Source organism: Sphingobacterium sp. GW821-FHT03E03 (assembly GCF_059420745.1).
Genome location: NZ_JBWKUH010000018.1, coordinates 39634 through 57767 on the forward strand (window position 1 = coordinate 39634; position 18134 = coordinate 57767).

The following is an 18134-nucleotide window of genomic DNA, read 5'->3' on the forward strand; positions in this document are numbered from 1 at the left end:
ATAGTAGCTAATTCGGGTTTCATATCAAATTTTTTCAATTTTAAAAGATAGACCAGAAACTATTGCTGCCACCGAGTAACAGATCAAAATACGTATGTCCACACTTCCCTCAATGAGGTAAAGTGTTAAAATTATTCCCATAAGAGTAAGTAATATTAGCATAGGAATTGTCCATTTTATATTGCTTTTACAACCATCCAGCATATAGAATGCTGTCATGTAGATAAATAATGTAGGAAGTGAGAGTACCAAACTAGCCACCATCCATATCGGAAATAATAGAAGTGATTCTAAAAAATCAGTGAAATTGATCGCTCTCAATCCTTGGGTTAATGTAAGGAGGATAATTCCGAGCAACAATGTTAGCCCCCAATGTTTTAAAATATACGAGCAGTTCATAGTGAATTACAGGATTAAATTATATTCGTACTGTCCTTTGGCGTTTATAAATTCAACTTCGTAGTTGTCCGTTAAACACTCAAAGGTTCATTACCAAATTTTCCCCAAAATTTGTGGGTTTATCTCTAGCGAGACAGGTACTGTTTTGCAGTTGTATAGCCACTTCGATCCGGGGCATATATTCCTGCTTGAAACAGAAGAGTAATGGGTTAATTCACTTTGTAGGAAGATACGATTTTTTTCTGACTTTTTTCAATTTGATTAATCACTTTTGAGGACGATCCACCTCAAAGTAAATATTGCACCCAACTTTCTGACCAACTTTTCACGCTTGTCACTTTCCATGGTAGAAAGGCGGGGTACCTAAAAGAAAATACGCCACTGATGAAATACAATATTCAAACATATATTGCCAAGATTCAATGTATAGTAAACGTTGACCTCTTTTGCGATATATTTGTATAGGAAAACATAAACTTGATATAGAAGAATTGTAAGCTATCCACCATCATATTACTTTTAACCTGAAAGCATTAAAGCTGGCTTTCAAAATGATTCTAATATGAATAAGGACAATTCATTTATTAGAGTGTGTAACATTATTGAAAGTTCTCACAGCAATGTGAGGACTTTCTTTTGAATTGGACCAATTCCTCTCATTTTTTTGCAAAAGGATCTGTATGAATCACACATCCTTTAGTTTGCCTACATTACAACTATATCTTACTTAATTCATCTATAGTTAATTCAACTGCTTTATCATTAGCCGTAGGCTTAAACCCAAATGCCTTAATGAATTTAGTGCTGTCAAAAAAGTAATTTCTATCGTATTGATAAAGCATTTCATAAGTTTCGGCGATAAATAAATCCTGTTTGCCATATTCTTTTATATCAGCTTTGGTAAGTATTTGGACATCGTTAGATTGTTTCATTTTTGAAGCGAAAATGTTTATCCAATCTTTTCCTGTAATATTGTCTTGTTCTACGGGCAAGTTCCATATTTGATTAAATGCTTCATTTGAGTTGCCAAGCATAGCCGTACCCAATGCTAAATCAGGTACAAACCCTGTATTGTGAACAACATCAGCATTGCATAGCCATTGTGCTGTTCTATTATTGGATAGGTTGTCATAAATCAAATTCATCAATAAACTTTTTTCTTTGATTGCTCCAAAAAAATCAGGTGCTCTTGCGATAATGGCTTCTATTTTTCCTTTTTCAACGGCATCTATAATATATTTATCTACCCAAGCCCTTACTTTTCCTTTGTCGCTCGTGGGGCTGATTGGGGAATTTTCGGTAATGTGTTCAATATGGTTTTCACCTATGGCATATACATTGTCAAAAAAGACAAGTTTGGTTTGGTTTTCTGCACATGCCTCTACAACATCTTTTATCAGCTTTGTCCATTTTTCTTTCCAAACTTTGGCTTCATATTCAAAACCAACTGTTAGGTAACAGATTTGGCTTCCTGCAATAGATGCTTTTACTTCGTCTGCATTTGTCAAGTCGGCGGGAAAGAGTAAATCCGTATTGTTTATCTTTTTTGGATTTCTGCCTACAAGTTTGATTTCATCTGTAAATTGTTTTAAGGCTTTGGCTAATTCTATTCCGACTGCACCACCTGCTCCCAATATAGTTTGCATAATTTGCTGTATTTAATTTTGTCAAAAGTATTTCAATATTTTGCTTTTGGCAAGTATGTACTTTTTTGTATCTTACGAACAAAAAAGAATGTAATATTGATAATGAATTAGTTATCATGAAAAATAAATCAGAAATTTGTCCGCCAAGCTGTTCTGTCGACTATGCTTTCAAGCGTATCGGTGGAAAATATAAAGGGAGAATACTTTGGTACTTGTATGAACACGAACCTTTACGCTATGGTAATTTAAAACGGATTTTATACGATGTTACCACTAAAATGCTTACCCAGACTTTGCGTGAATTGGAAGGCGATAACCTAATCAATAGAAAGGTTTATCGTGAAGTTCCACCCAAAGTAGAATACTCTTTGACCGAAACAGGAAAAGAGTTAATTCCTTTTATTGATTATCTTCGACAATGGGGCGATAAGCAAATCAAAAAAGAGAATAGTAAACTTTGATTTTCTTTTTTCAAATCGACATTATTGTTGATCAATCGGTTAACGTTTTCTTCTACGGGATCATTGCTCCACGGTAAGGTGAGAGCATTTTCAACAGCTGGGTAATCCGATAGTGTTCCTTTGGCGAAAGACGCTATCTCCTTTACTCCTGACTTGTTTGATTTGTCTAGCTAGTTCCTCAACTCCGTATTGCCCGATCGTTCAACCATCATTTTGCGGAAGAGTTGCACAAGAGAAAAAGTCTTAAGCAGATCTTCGGAGGATTTACATAGTTCTTCGATATGTTGCCCCTGTCGGTTGAATTTCGATTTGTCAAAAGCAGATAGGTCGCTGTAGCAAAAGGGTAAGTTTTAATTGGGTACAGATACTAGACCATAAGTAACTTTTAGGGCGAAATATATTTTGTATAGAAAAATATAAATGTCGTATAGTTTGATTAATGATCGAATGATGCTAGTTGTAAATTACAGTATGCCTAAATTTGACTTCGGGTGTTCATAATTAAATGGATAGAGTAGGTAGGTGATTTGAATTCAAATTTGGTACAGAATCCAAATTGGTAGTTTAACATACATTAATTTAAAGTATAACAATAAAAGCATAATGTACAGAATTATATATATTATCACCGTATTTTCTATATTTTTAGCAAATTTTCATCTGGGCCATGCCCAGGTGACAATCGTCAACCCTCATACCGATAAGGAGTTATTGAGGAAATTCCAGGACGCCAAGCTGGGGATGTTTATCCATTGGATGGTCTGCCATCGTGAGGGCATGGGCGATTCCTGGGCAATTGGTTCAAAGATCAAAACAAAGGCTCAGTCTGACTCTATTACAATGCTATGGAATCCAGTGGAATTTGACGCACGAAGAATGGTGGAGACCGCGCGAAAAGCGGGAGCTAAATACATGGTGGTTATATCCAAGCATCACGATGGCTTTGCAATTTGGGATAGTAAATACACAACTTTTGATTTAGAAAAAAGTCGCTTTAAACGAGATATACTTTCAGAACTAGCGGCCGAATGTAGGCAGCAAGGTCTGCTCTTTGGAATATATTATTCCATAGCAGATATAGATTATGCTGGTTGGAAACGGATGCCAAATGTTGGGGATGTTATTGCCGAGCCCAAACACGGAAAACAGGCTTTTATAGATTTTGTGAAAAATCAAACGGCAGAATTGATAAAGAACTATTCTCCGGATATCTTATGGTACGACGGTCATTGGTTAGATCCAATTTGGGGACCAAAAGAAGGTAAGGAACTCTATGATTTTGTTAAATCAAAGAAGTCTGACGTCCTAGTTACCAGATTGTCTATGACCAAAGGTTATGACAATGAGGAAACATTTTATCCATATGGTCATTCAGGTGATTTTTTCTCCATGGAGGCAAAGACTGCCGATGCTCCTCCCTTTCCCTGGGAAGCGTGCACGAGTGTTAGCTATCCCGTTTATGCCTATGAACCAAAGGCGGCCCTCATTTCAAGAGAGAAGTTGTTGACTGACTTTAGCAAAACACTTTGTGGCAACGGTAATTTTTTGCTCAATATTGGTCCAGATGAACAAGGCACACTTCCCCCAAAATTAGTGAACAAATATATGGAATTAACGAATTGGATCGAGAAATATCCCGAAGCAGTGTATAATACTAGAGGTGGGCCATATAAACAAGGAGATTGGGGCGGAAGTACTTATCGCGGAAAGTATATTTATCTTCATTTAAGGAATCCGACCAAGCTACCTAAAGAAATTACTATACCACCATCTTATAAAGTGAAGGCTATTACCAGTCTTGATCCAGTTAAAAAGTTGACTTTTAAACAGTCTGGACATCTATTGGCGATTCAGATTCCAGCTGTGCTATTGGAAGAGACGATCCCAGTGATTAGAATTGAATTGGAAAGAAATTTCCTTTTTGATAGTTGGATGCCGTTAAGAGAGGAGCAAAATGAAAAAAAATAAGTTTTGTTGCATCTTGTTTGTTCTATATTTCCATTCATAATACAATACTGTCAGGTTTTAATCCTGACCCATGCGGCATGTACAAACTGAGTTTTTTATTCCTTCTGTAGTAAGTCAAAAAGGGTACAAGAGAAGGTTTATGATACGCGATTGAAATGGTTCAGGATCACGATCCTGTGATAGGCAGATTGCGGTGGATAAGTTGAAAGCATTGACTGATGAAGGTAATATCCCGTGAGATTGTTTTAATGGAGATTGGAAGAATTGTTAGGCACAAATCATTCTAAGATCGATTTCTTTTAGAAGATTGTAAGCTTGGGCTGACATTTAAGTATAGAACAGTATAAATCATTGGACTGATGAAAGATTCACCTGAAATTCCTGAAAATCTAACTAATCTGGATAAACGATTTGACCGCATTCATACCTTTTTGATGAAGATTAAACGGGTTCGTGCAGTCAAAAAAATAGAATTTGGATTTATTATATATTATTACCTTGGTCAGGATTTTTTTGTACTCGACATAGATAAGGAAGTCCTCGTCGTAAAACATGAGGTCTTGCAGAGCGATGAAGGAAAACTTTTTTTTCAACATCATCAATCAGATATTTTCCCTTATCCTTACCTCAAAAGGAATGAATGGGATGCCTTTCGTGTAGTATATCGAGTGGCATTGTCTGATATTTATACCCTCATTACATTAACACAATGCTATTTTGATCGGTTAATTAAGTAACACAGATTATAAGAGCGCTCAACGAGGACGAAGAAGGTGCCTGAGTTGCTAGTGAACTACTTTGTTACATAACTTAAGACGCTAAAGTTCATATTAGCTGATTTCTATCTCGATTGAAAGATGTTTTATATTCATATGCTTATCCATAATTGTTGGCCTTTGCATACCTTCTGTTGAAAGGGTTAGGTTCAATAAAATAGCGTAACAGTTAATTGTACTGTAGTATTTTGTAGTTCTGCTAGAGCTTAACAGTAGAGACAGACCGTACTACTGGATTTAGAATAAAAACAGTTTTCTTTGGATCTTGGTACTGAAAATAGATAGGTTCGAGCAGGTCGGTTATTTACTTTTTTAAATATATTCTATTTGCCAAATTTTGTAAGTCGGCGGTGTCTGTGTTGCAAAGTATTATTAAGATTTTATCGAAGTTTTTATTAACCATGATCTCGGAATTAAATCCTTCAATACTACCGCTTCTTCTATAGACATTTGCTTTATCATCGTAGTAAAACCCAACTGTAGGTTTTCCAGAAAGCCACACTACATTATCGTTGGTTTGGGGTTTCAGAAGGAGATTGTTTTTTGAATTCTCAGAAATCAGCGCATTGTTTCCGATGGCAAGTATGAGTGTAAATAAATCTTCGGTAGTGGAGTAAATTCCGCCGGCGCCGAAATAATTGGATATGTATCTTCTGTCATTGAAAAGAGGTTTGTTTTTTTGTACTTCCCCAAATGAATAATTATGATAACCATTCGCTAAATGCTTAATAATTTCATTTTCACTTACAAATCCTGTATTTTTTAATTTTAAAGGTATTATAATTAAATCTTCTATTGATTTTGAGAATTCTTTTTTTATGATAATTTCGATTATTTTAGAAAGTAATACAAAGTCAACATTGTTATAATTGAATTTTACAGTATCGTTTGATGATTTTCCTACAAATTCCCTTATATAATCATCGATTGAATATTTACTAACCACGGCTTTTATGGGTTCGTTTTCTAACCCGGAATAGTGAGTTAATAAATCCTGGATTGATATGTTTTTGCAATTTTCGGGAAGTTCAGGGAAGAATTTTGCCATCGTGTCTCTGAAATCGATTAACCCTTTTTCTTGAAGCTGTACAATAGCAAGTGATGTAAAAAGTTTGCTAATGGATGCTATTGGAAATCGGGTTGTATCATCGATTTCTACATCAAACTGAATATTAGCAAATCCTTTGTTGATTTTTTGCTTTTGTTTTCCATCAAAATATAAAATGCTTCCATTAAAGTGCCCTTTTTCGTATTCATGGTCGATTAGGGTCTGAATATTATTTTGTCCAAACAGAATTAAAGGAAATAATAAATATAATATTAGGGAAAATTTCATTCGTTATTCTTTTACACTTGATTCAGTTAAAATTACGCGTAATAATTTATAATGGTAAATGTACAGAATTTGAATATGCTCCCAATAGACATCAGGATAAATATCAATTCTAATAAGCGGAGTTCATTCGCTTTTCTTCTTATAACAATAAATCCTTCCACTTCCAACTTTTTCTACCCCATCAATCGCCGATTGATGGGGTGGTCCATCGCTTTCCCTTGAGGATTAGGAACTTTTTCAGCGGCTGTCTCAATAATTCTTCCGCTAACCTAAGCTCCAATAAATATGCTCTTGATTGCATTCAAAGTGAGCGCCTCCTATTTTTTTGGACTATTCTAAAGTAGAAAATACCTCTATTTTAACCTGCTTTTTGATAAACATTTCCGGTGTCAAATCTCCTAAACAGCTATTAGGTCTGAAGCTTCGTTGAATGATTCAATATTCGGATTATCTATCGGTTTTCTAGGTTTGGAAAAAAACTAATTCGACTTTCTGCTCATATGGCCAATCTAAGCTTTTTTTATTTGGTATAGAAAATACTTTGATTGGTATAGATATTTTCAGGTAAAATAATAATCTAACTTAACTTTTAGATTATCAAAATTAGCTGTTAGATTTTTGAGCTTATCTCATTGTGCAAGAAATGGAGAAACGCTCAGGTGAGGATTTCAACTGCCATTTTAAGATTTCGCTACCAGTGCATAAGGGTACCCTTGAGTAGAAACTGAATAGGTTAATTATAGGAATTAGATTGTTTTGTGGAAGATAGGTTAAAGTCTGATGCTGAAAAATGTATAGTAATAACAAAGTTAGTAGCATTATAAAAAGGATGCTGGGAAATTAAAAGATCGATCCAGGATAATCTTTTAAGTTCCCAGTATTTTCCAAAACTAAGTTGTAATAAAATTCGTGAGATGAATAGATGCATTACAATTGATGAGATGAATTAGCACATGAGGGGTTAAATTTCATTGGATTTAGACTATTTTCCAAAGAAAAACTATCCCCTGTATTTTAATAATGAGCTGTTATGAAGAGTCGAGTATTTTTTTTGTATTCCCTTTTTATTTTTTTTATTGGAAACCAGGCAAATGCGCAACAGATAAAATTACGGGGGCAGGTGTATGGAAGAGATAAAACTCCAGTAGCGTACGCAACAGTGAGCTTATTGACATTGGATTCGATTCGTTTACAGCAAATGTCATCCGATGAAAACGGTTCTTTTTCAATGGTGATAGATAAGGGAAAATATCTATTAATACTTTCTCAGATTGGAAATGAACTATATTCTAGATCAATAGAATTAAACGAAGATTTAGATCTCGGAATTATAAAAGTAGACGGAAGTATAAAATTACAAGGTGTAACAATCCATTCTGCACTACCATTAATACAAACAGACGGAGATAAATTATATTTTAATATTGAGAATAGTCCGCTTGGATTAGGTAATGATGGACTTGAAGTATTAAAGAAGAGCCCGAAAATTAGTGTAGGAGCTGATGGGAAATTATTATTGAAGAACAAAAGTGCCTTAGTTCTGCTAAACGGCAGAAAAATTAATCTTAAAGGTAAGGAATTGGAAGATTTTTTATCCAACATCATATCTGAGAATATAAAGCGAATCGAAATACAAGAATTAGCCTCTTCGGAACAAGATGCTTCATCGGATGGTGGAACTATAAACATTGTTTTAAAAACAATCCAAACCGGATTTAGAGCAGTGGCTAAAGCTAACTATCTTTATAAGAATGAAGACCACAGCAAATACGGCGGTGGTTTGAATCTAAATCTTGGTCGAGAAAAATGGAATGCTTACAGCGATATTACCTTTAATTCAAACAAAGATTTTGCTAAGACCAAAAGTGTTTTTAACTATTCAGATGGAAGAATAAATGATGAAATAGGCCAGTTTACGCAGAAATACAAAAGTATAGGGACACGATTGGGAGCAATTTACTATCCTGATCACCGCAATGAGCTGGGCATTGAGGGCTATTTCAATCGAAATGAGATGGATATTTTACTGTACGGAGAATTGGATATAAAAAAACCTTTTGAAAGTACAGTAAGTAGTATAAACAACTCTTTATCGCGATCTTCTACAGATCTGTGGTATGTGACATTCAATTATATATTAAAGACTGATACGATAGGCAGCAAGTTTAAAATTTTTTCAGATATTGGAAACAGCTTTACTGATCCGGTGAATGATGTTTCCATTTTCTATCCTTTATTTCCAGATCGCAATAACCGTTATATCTATGACAATCGAGCGGACTCTCGCTACTATACAACACAAGTGGACTGGATTCAAAAGCTGAAAGGTAACTGGCAGATTGAAAGTGGTGCTAAATTTTCTCGAATTGAACGTAATAATAGATTAGATGTTAAATTTCAAGAAGGGCAAGATTGGAAAGATGACAAAAATCAAATGCAAAATTTTGATAACAGGGAAAATACTGTGGCAGCGTATCTTACAGGAGAAAAATTATTTGGGAGGAACTATATTAAACTAGGCTTGCGCTTAGAGCACACAAATATAAAAGGTAACAACAAAGTCAATGATAATAAAATTGCAAGTAACTACACTGAATTCTTCCCAAGCCTTTTTTACCAATTTAATTTTTCGAACGATCGAAATGTAAGTATAAGCTATAAGCGGAGTATTTCAAGACCTTCTTTTACTGACCTCAACCCGTTCGTCTTAAAAATTAACGACTATCTCTATCATATTGGTAATCCAAATCTACAACCGTTGTTTATCAATCGTATTGATTTAGCCTACAATTTTAGTAAGCATTCGGTTTCATTGTTTGGTATGGAGATAGATCAACTTATACAAAAAGTTTATTTTTTAGACCAAAATGATGTTAATTATTTCCAAGCTCAAAATTTTGGTACCTATAGATCTATTGGCGTAGATCACTCTTACAACGGAAACCCTCTTAAATGGTTGTATGTAAGTGTTTCTAGCGGAGTGTATTACAACTCTTTTAACGGGCAAACTATCAGCCGCTATGGCGGAGCTTCTTTCTATAACAATAGCTACCTACAGATAAAACCCTATAAAACATATGTATTGGAGTTATCAAGCAATTATCAACATGGTTACCGTGAGGTTAATATAGAAAATAGATATAGGTATCAATTTGATATTACAGCATCCAAACAGTTCAAAGATAATCTTCTATTCAAATTGGCAGTACTTGACGTATTCAATTCACGCTTCGATGAGAATACTTCTTTTTTTCCAGATTTTAACTTCAATTTTTATCAAAAGCGTTTGACAAGAGGCGTCTTTTTGCAGGTTCAGTATACATTCAATAATAAAGGAAATGTAAAACAAAGCAATGTTAAATCTGATAATGACAGCAGAACACGACTTTGATTTTGGATTTATCCCGTAAAGTATTCTGTAGTGCGCAATGCAGAAGAAATGCGAATAAATAATGCCTAGGAAAGGCAATAATAATCAGTTTAAATAAATTAAATCTTTAAAAAATGAAAACGAAAAATTCAGGAAGATTTCAAGAGCTAGTTAAAGGAATGCTGATTCTTGAAGACACAGAAAAAGGAATGTTAAAAGGAGGCTTTTCCAAAAGCTTTTCATTTCAGGGACTAAAATCTAGTGTTACAGGGAATAACTGTACTTGTACAGTAAATAATTCTACTACATGTAACAATGAAGAAGCTAAAATTTAACAACTGATTCCCAACTTCATCGGTAGCTTCGAAAGTCGATACCGATGATATTTAAACCAATTGTCATGAAATCAAGTATTTATAATAATTTTTTTCAATATAACAATCAGCAGGTCTGTTACAATCTATTGAATGACAAATTTGTAATCTTAGAAAACGATGTATTGGAACTTTTTGTTGCGGCGATAAATCACCAAGAAGTCAATGAAATAGAAAAAATCCACCCAGAGTTCTTCAATTATATGATAGAAGAAGGATTTATAATTGAAGACAATTTAGATGAGTTTCAACGGGTTGTAGAATTAAGCAAAGAGGTAGATAACAATGACGGTCAATACTTATTGTTCATCAATCCAACGATGAACTGTAATTTCAAATGTTGGTACTGTTATGAGTCTCACATTAAAGACTCTAAAATGGATGCCCATACGATCGAAAAAACGCTTCAGCTTGTAGATAACATATCTTATAATAAACCGAGTTTAAAGATGTTTGCCATTTCCTGGTTTGGTGGGGAACCTTTGCTTTATTTTGATAAAGTCATTGTTCCCATACTTGCCCGGGCAAAGGAAATTCTCGATAAGCGAAACATCGAGTTAGTTACAGGCTTTACGACTAATGGTCTATTGTTCGATAAGGCGAAGATTGAATTTTTGAAACAATTCAATGTACAGGAAATTCAGATAACACTAGATGGTTACCGTGAAAACCACGATAGTGTAAGATTTATCTCCAACTCAAAAGGATCATTTGACCAAATTATTTATAATATCATCTTACTCGCAAAAAATAAAGTTAACGTTGTTGTTAGAATAAACTGTTCAGATAAAAACATGAATGACATTGATAAGATTATGGATCTCTTTTGTAACTATCCCAACAATGTCAAAAAATATATAAGGTTTACCTACCATAAGGTCTGGCAATTAGAAAGCTCGCTCGAACAAGATGTTAGGCACTACATTGATAAATACAAAGGAAACGGTTTTTACGTTGATGGGGCAGTGTTTGATTCTGTTAGAGGATCTTGTTATGCGGATAAGAAAAACCAAGCATTTGTTAATTACAACGGTGATATCTTTAAATGTTCCGCAAGAGACTTTACATCTAGTAACCGACTTGGAGAGCTAAATCCGGAAGGTAAAATCGATTGGAACGAAGAATCTTTTGTAAGAGAAAATGCAAAATTTAAAAATAAGCCCTGTCAAACCTGTTCTATACTGCCAATCTGTGGCGGGGGGTGTAGCCAAGCGGCGTATGAAAATCTCGGAAAGGATTATTGTGTAAATGATTTTGACGAGGGAAAGAAAAAAGACATTGTAAAGAGAGTATTTGAGCAGAAAATTTTAATAAATGCTTAAGTTTTATTTTCAATATGATCAAATGGATTGCGGAGCTGCCTGTCTAGCGATGGTTTCTTCATTCCATGGCAAAGATTTCGGAATACAACATCTTCGATCTAATATGTTTATTTCTCGTGAAGGGGTATCCCTATTAGGAATTAGTGATACGGCGGAAAAAATAGGATTCGATACGGTAACTGCACGTGCTAAGGTTACTGAATTGAAAGAGGGATTATTGCCGTGTATCCTTCATTGGAGGCAAAACCATTTTGTCGTATTGTGTGAAATAAGCAAAAACGTCCTCACGGGGAAAAAAAAATATAAAATAGCTGATCCTTCCCACGGAAAAATTTGGATGTCAGAAGAAAAGTTTAAAGAAGCATGGTGTTTAAATGGTGAAAACGGTATTGCACTCTTTTTGGAACCAACGGCTAAATTCGATCTTCAAGTTCCAAAAAAAATAAATACTAAGTCCAGTAAATATCTAATAGGTATTCTAAAAGCCTATAAGAGAAATTTTGTATACTTATCGGTATTGATGCTGCTTGGTTCGATGATTACTCTTGTTTTACCAATGTTAATGCAGAAATTAATCGATGATGGGGTTACAAAGAAAAATTTGACAATGATCAGCTATATCTTACTTGCCCAATTATTGTTATTTCTGGGAAATATTATCTTCGACATTTTTCGAAATCGTATTCTATTGTTTGTAGGAAATAAGATCAATATTCAGATTATTTCTGAATATCTGAAAAAGTTGTTAGCGCTCCCTGTACAATTTTTTGAGACTAAGTTAATGGGCGATTTTAATCAAAGAATCCAAGATCATGAAAGAATCGAGCAGTTTCTGACTTCGCAGGCGTTGCTAACGTTGTTCTCAATGATCAGTTTTTCTGTTTTTTTCGGTGTTCTCTGGTACTACGATTCAAAACTTCTGGTTGTTTATTTTATACTTACTTTGTTGTCCGTAGGATGGTCAGTATATTGGTTGGGAAAACGTAAAGCTTTAGATTATAGTCGATTTAATCAACGAGCAGAAAGTCAAGAGGCAATTTACGAGATCATCAATGGTGTTTCTGAAATGAAACTTAATCAGTTCGAGACTTTTAAGCGTAATAAATGGGAGGAGATCCAAAGAAAGTTGTACAAAGTCAATACCCGGTTACTTAACCTTGGACAAACACAGCTAGCGGGCTTTGAATTTCTCAACCAACTGAAGAACATTATTGTAACCTTTTTGACCGCCTCTTTTGTTGTAAACGGAAATATGACAATTGGGATGTTACTTAGTGTATCTTATATAATAGGGCAGATGAATTCGCCTGTAAATCAATTAATCAATTTCTTTCGCTCTTATCAAGAAGCAAAACTAAGTTTAGCAAGACTTAATGAGGTACATCTGTATGACAACGAAGAATCAGATGCCCTTGGTGAGCTACAAGTTTCATCAGATAAAATTTTTTTAAATTCATCAAGCAACGAGGGATTAAAGATCAATGAGCTATCTTTTCAGTTTGAGGGACCGAAGTCTCCTTTTGTGTTAAAAGATGTATCGCTCACGATTCCTCATGGAAAAATTACAGCATTAGTCGGAGCAAGTGGAAGTGGAAAAACTACATTGATGAAATTGCTTCTTCGTTTTTACCTACCAACGCAGGGTACAATCTCCTATGAAGGCAAAGATATACGTTATCTTTCTCCACAAAGCATAAGGGAGCATTGCGGTGTAGTGATGCAGGAAGGTTACATATTTTCAGACACTATAGAACGAAATATAGCTATGGGAGAGGAAGAAATCAATCATGAAAGGCTTATACATGCTGTTCGGGTCGCCAATATTGAATCGTTCATTAGTAATCTTCCATTGGGGTTTAAAACAAAGATTGGAGCAGCAGGGAATGGTATTTCTGGAGGCCAACGACAACGTATTCTAATTGCTCGGGCGGTGTATAAGAATCCGCATTACATATTTTTTGACGAAGCAACCTCTGCCTTGGACTCTGAAAATGAAAAAATAATACACGATAATCTCCAGAATTTTTTTTCGGGGAAAACGGTTTTGATAATTGCTCATCGTCTTTCGACAGTCCGAAATGCTGATCAAATTATTGTGTTAAAGAACGGGCAAATTCTAGAAGAAGGTACTCATTTAGAGTTAGTTGGAAGAAAAGAGGAGTACTACAGTTTGGTTAAGAATCAATTGGAACTTGGAAACTAATTTGTGATAGATTTACAATACTTATGTCGTTCAAGTTTTGATAACGGTTTCTATCAAGATCGATAATATGACCTTGCTAATCTTCGGCTGGCGAGGGATATCCTCAGTCTTTCAGCGTTCTTCACTCACTTTGAGAGCTCTACAATCTGGCTTACTGTCAAACGTATTTTTTTCATCTAGATAGGGCAGGTTATTTTCTGGCATATTGAAAAAAGAATAAGTCCCTTAAAAAGGTCTTTTCCTTCCCTCTACATATTGTAGTATTTTTTCTTCACTCACATTCTTATCTCCATAGACGAGATAATCTTTCCATACATCACTTACAATACGGTGGATGTCTGCAAAGCTTAATCCGATGGCTTTATGAGCAATTTTTTTTAGATCTATAGTATAGGGGAGGTCAAACCCAGTGAATTCTAAATCAAATAATTGGTAAATATCCTCCTCAGTGGGAAGAGGAAACTGGATGATGTCATCAAAGCGTCTGAATAGCGCAACATCCAAAGCTTCTGGGAGATTGGTTGCTGCGATGATCAAACTTCTTGAATCATCTTTTTCAATTTGGAGTAAGAAGCTATTAAGTACGCGTTTTATTTCACCCACTTCATTTCCTGCGGAACGGGAAGTACCGATGCTATCAAACTCGTCGAAAAGATATACAGCTCTAAAATCTCGCATCGCGTCAAATACTAGGCGAAGCTTTGCAATGGATTCACCCATATATCGACTAATCAACCCATCGAGCCTGATGATGAATAGGGGGAGGCCCAGTTCACTCGCCAATACATGAGCACTCATTGTCTTACCACAACCTGGAGCACCAGTAAAAAGAAGCTTTCTACGAGCAGTCAAACCATGACTTTCGAGAATGTCTATTTTACGTTGCTCGTCGAGTACACGCTGGATAGAATTTCGTACATTCATTGAAAGTACCATGTCTTTCAGTTTTACCTCAGGGCGAACTAATTCCAGTAAATCGTCTAATTCTTTTTGGGCACTATTGACAGGAAGCTTTTTGATCAGAACAGACTCTTTACTTTTTGAGAGCTTTGCTTTGTCGATCATTTTTTTGAGCTCTTCGGCTAAGGCAGTATGTCCTTGTCGCGCTTCTGCGGCAGCTATCTGCATAGCAGTAGCATAGAAACGACTTTCGTCTCCTTCGCCAAATGAACGAATTAAACTTTTTATTTGTTCTAATGCTGCCATTATGCTTTACTCAAAATTTTTGCAAATATAAGGTTATATAATCAAAATAGGTGCCGACTTTAGGCTTTACTTAAAGATAATAATAAATATTGGAGAATTTGAATGACATGTATAAATAAAAAATACGAAGCACAAATATTGGACTTCGTATTAATGTATACTTTTACAATTGGATCCTTTTATGAAAATGCTTTGGAGCTATAAAACAATTTTTTTTGCAATAACTGCTGTTGATAATTTATCAATATCGGTGGATTTTACTGTTATTTATTAATCATCTGATATAGGAAGTGTGAGTAATTCTTTTGCCCTTTTAATATATGAGTCTTTTATTTTATTACTTTCAAAGAACTTATCATATTTTTCTTCAAACTTCTTTTTTAGATCAATAAAATCATCTAGATTATGATATGCTGTGTCTAATTTCTCTAAAGCTGATATCCAGCTAGAGATATCTCCTGCCATTTGATTATAGAGTTGGTATATTAAGCTGCTAATTTTTAACAATTTTTCGTCATCTACCTTTAATTGGAGGATACTAAGCGAAGAAATTGAACTCCTTAAATTTTCGCTGAGGTCGTCCATATACCCCTTATATGTCAAAGCTTCTTTGGTCGTTTTACAATTATAATTAAAAACTGCCAGCGTGAAATTCCAAGAGCAAATAGATTCCCAAAATTTGTAAATGGCATCTCTTTCTTCTATTTTTTGTTTTAGCTTATATTCTCGGTCATAGCTAAGTTTCGTTTTAAAGCTTTCAAGATCCTTAGTAAATTCTTTTTTGACGGATTCGATTTTCACTGTTAATTCACTAATATCCTCTTTATCCGCTAAATTTTTCCCCTTTTGGGTAAAATAAGCTGGGTAGTAATTCTTAAACCAAAAGCCCAGTAGGGTTGTAATGATAATTTGGATTAAGGCAATAATTCCGAAATCAATCCATCTCATATTATTTATCTAAATAAAGTTCGTCAATAATATCGATCTTTTCTTTTGTACTAGTTAGAATAGAAATAACTCTATCCAAATATGATGAAGCTTTTATTGGATTCCCATTGTAGTAAGACTTATCATTTTTTAGGTTCTTGCCAATTTTAAGAAGATAATAAGAAAATTCATTGAGTACTTGTGTTGATAATTCTATATCGTGAATTGCTCGTTTAAATTCATCATCAACCAAGGACCTCGAGTCCATTGTATTTTCAATTGAAATTTCAAATTCAGGATTTATTGCATTGATGAATATCTCTAGTTTGTTTATAACATCGTATCCTGCTGTCACTTTTTTATTTTCTATAATATCTTTTATTGACGCAGTAGAAACCATTGTTTTTTTTGAAAACTGTGCTAGTTCTCGATAGCCGACCAATTTAGAAAGTTCTTCTTTCAATCTTGCCGTCTTCTGAGTGCGATCTTCAATTATTAAATCATGAATACGATTGATTTCTTCATCAACAGGTGTGCTTGTCATATATTCATTCCACTTTTCAATAGGAATCTTAACTAAATATGCTAGAACCGGACGAGACTTTATTGTTCTTTTAATCTCAGACCATTTATTAATCATTTTTTTATCTCTCATATGGCTGTTTTTTATTGCAAAATAAAAAAATAATTTCGTTATTAACTTATGCGATGAGGTCATAATGTAGCAAAAATAGCTAGCTGTTTTGGTGCATCGCTTAAAGATATTGTCATACAATCAAATAAACGCTATTGTGCTACATACCATTTGCTTTATACGGAAGATTGGTGATTAAAACTAGCTGGAGAAAGACGGAGTTGGTTTATTTTGGAATTGATAAAACATTGATCCTCCAGAGTGGTGCAAAGATAGAAAAAAAGTATGTTTTCCAAGAAAAAGTGAGCTAAAAATGATAGTTTTTTGATGTGTTGACACTTTTTTAAGATAGTTTTATTAGTTAGCTATTAAAGTTATCAACATTTTTATATAGCAGATTTTCAGATTGTTATAATTAATTCCTGGCAGCAAACGCATTCTATGACAAACTTTTGTTCAAAATGTGTAAAAGTCGAACTACCGCTTCGCAAGAAAATCGCTGATATTTGTTGTAGAAAGATAAAAGCCACAGTGCTAGTGTGGCTGAGGATCTTTGGGACAGGTCCAAACCTGTCTGTGAAGGTTTTCAAAAGTAAATATTTATGCCAACTCGTAATAATTTATTTTGAAAAATGACAATTGGTTTGGCTCCCCTAATTTAATGAGTTTAGTGACCTCTTAACTCATCTTATTCAAAATGATTCGTAAGAATATAACGGATCTTTCAAAACAAGGTTTTGGAGGAAATGGGAGGAGTCTGCATGCCTCAATTGCAGCAAGTTTGATGGTAGGATATGATAAAAAAGGAGGATGTAATGAAATTGTCATGTAGGCGGCTAGATTTTGCACAGGAGAATCCAAAAGGGATGGCGCAGATTTTAAAACAGAGTAATATTATTAAAGGCGGTTTTAATAAGGTAACACACGAAGTATGTTACTCACTCGCAAAAGGTATCGTTGATTATAATGATGCGAAGGTACTTCTCGAAATTAGATTGCGAGATTCATTTAAAGATAATAAAACGAATCGTAAGAGGAGAGAATTGTGCCAGGTTGTATTGTATAATTTTTATACGTTTCTAATGCAAGAAGGGCTTACCTGTGTGCTCAACTATTCTGAGATTAATTTAAGATTGAAAGATGGGCATATAATTGGTGGGCACAGTTGTGCAATATTTAAAGATTTAAATGGAAATCCTGTCGGAGTTGTTCTGACAGATAGGGAGTTTGACTTCGGTAATTCTTTGCGATTGCCTATTGAACAATACTGGATAGCTAGGAAGATGAAAGCAACTAGTCTCTCTGCTGTGCGGGTATTTGTTTACAACACAGTTGATCATTCTTACCAAACTATTTCATATTCAGATGAAAGGATTCAATATGTGTTGGATCGATCTAGTGAAGTTATTACAAGGGTCGAAATTGAATTGAAAGAGATTGGATAAATTAGATCACGCCATTTAGAGAATGGCGTGATCTAATTTATTTGTAGTGGATATTTTGTTAAACTTA

At 34.5% G+C, this 18134-nt stretch carries 13 protein-coding genes; 8 read left to right on the forward strand and 5 right to left on the reverse strand.

The features are described from left to right. Positions 1–1115: 1115 nt before the first annotated feature. Complete coding sequence (locus tag AC07UV_RS18075) at positions 1116–2045, reverse strand: NAD-dependent epimerase/dehydratase family protein (protein ID WP_495184737.1); 930 nt, start codon at positions 2043–2045, stop codon at positions 1116–1118. A 116-nt stretch (positions 2046–2161) separates the two neighbouring features. Between AC07UV_RS18075 and AC07UV_RS18080 the strand changes: the two genes are divergently transcribed. From AC07UV_RS18080 to AC07UV_RS18090, 3 genes are all read left to right on the forward strand, one after another. Next, entirely contained in the window at positions 2162–2506 is a 345-nt protein-coding gene (locus tag AC07UV_RS18080) for a winged helix-turn-helix transcriptional regulator (RefSeq protein WP_495184738.1), read from the forward strand. A 603-nt stretch (positions 2507–3109) separates the two neighbouring features. Beyond that, positions 3110–4474: an alpha-L-fucosidase gene (locus AC07UV_RS18085; RefSeq protein WP_495184739.1), complete on the forward strand. Its 1365-nt coding sequence runs from the start codon at positions 3110–3112 to the stop codon at positions 4472–4474. 359 nt (positions 4475–4833) lie between these two features. Continuing rightward, a complete protein-coding gene (locus tag AC07UV_RS18090; RefSeq protein ID WP_495184740.1) occupies positions 4834–5211 on the forward strand; it encodes a hypothetical protein in 378 nt (125 codons plus the stop codon). Positions 5212–5554: 343 nt separating this feature from the next. On the opposite strand, the gene AC07UV_RS18095 is transcribed toward AC07UV_RS18090, so the two are convergent. After that, positions 5555–6586, reverse strand: a complete 1032-nt coding sequence (locus AC07UV_RS18095) for a serine hydrolase domain-containing protein (RefSeq protein ID WP_495184741.1) — start codon at positions 6584–6586, stop codon at positions 5555–5557. 1120 nt (positions 6587–7706) lie between these two features. Between AC07UV_RS18095 and AC07UV_RS18100 the strand changes: the two genes are divergently transcribed. From AC07UV_RS18100 to AC07UV_RS18115, 4 genes are all read left to right on the forward strand, one after another. Further along, on the forward strand, positions 7707–9977 hold the full coding sequence (locus tag AC07UV_RS18100) for a TonB-dependent receptor domain-containing protein (protein WP_495184742.1): 2271 nt from the start codon (positions 7707–7709) through the stop codon (positions 9975–9977). A gap of 113 nt (positions 9978–10090) precedes the next feature. Further along, on the forward strand, positions 10091–10291 hold the full coding sequence (locus AC07UV_RS18105; RefSeq protein ID WP_495184743.1) for a hypothetical protein: 201 nt from the start codon (positions 10091–10093) through the stop codon (positions 10289–10291). A gap of 65 nt (positions 10292–10356) precedes the next feature. Continuing rightward, a complete protein-coding gene (locus AC07UV_RS18110) occupies positions 10357–11652 on the forward strand; it encodes a radical SAM protein (protein WP_495184744.1) in 1296 nt (431 codons plus the stop codon). Beyond that, entirely contained in the window at positions 11645–13855 is a 2211-nt protein-coding gene (locus tag AC07UV_RS18115) for a peptidase domain-containing ABC transporter (protein WP_495184745.1), read from the forward strand. The genes AC07UV_RS18110 and AC07UV_RS18115 overlap by 8 nt, the downstream gene beginning before the upstream one ends. Before the next feature lie 225 nt (positions 13856–14080). On the opposite strand, the gene AC07UV_RS18120 is transcribed toward AC07UV_RS18115, so the two are convergent. From AC07UV_RS18120 to AC07UV_RS18130, 3 genes are all read right to left on the reverse strand, one after another. Continuing rightward, positions 14081–15061, reverse strand: a complete 981-nt coding sequence (locus AC07UV_RS18120) for an AAA family ATPase (RefSeq protein WP_495184746.1) — start codon at positions 15059–15061, stop codon at positions 14081–14083. A 270-nt stretch (positions 15062–15331) separates the two neighbouring features. After that, on the reverse strand, positions 15332–16009 hold the full coding sequence (locus AC07UV_RS18125) for a hypothetical protein (RefSeq protein WP_495184747.1): 678 nt from the start codon (positions 16007–16009) through the stop codon (positions 15332–15334). A gap of 1 nt (position 16010) precedes the next feature. After that, positions 16011–16643: a hypothetical protein gene (locus AC07UV_RS18130; RefSeq protein WP_495184748.1), complete on the reverse strand. Its 633-nt coding sequence runs from the start codon at positions 16641–16643 to the stop codon at positions 16011–16013. 773 nt (positions 16644–17416) lie between these two features. On the opposite strand from AC07UV_RS18130, the gene AC07UV_RS18135 reads away from it, so the two are divergent. Beyond that, on the forward strand, positions 17417–18067 hold the full coding sequence (locus tag AC07UV_RS18135) for a hypothetical protein (RefSeq protein WP_495184749.1): 651 nt from the start codon (positions 17417–17419) through the stop codon (positions 18065–18067). Positions 18068–18134: the final 67 nt, after the last annotated feature.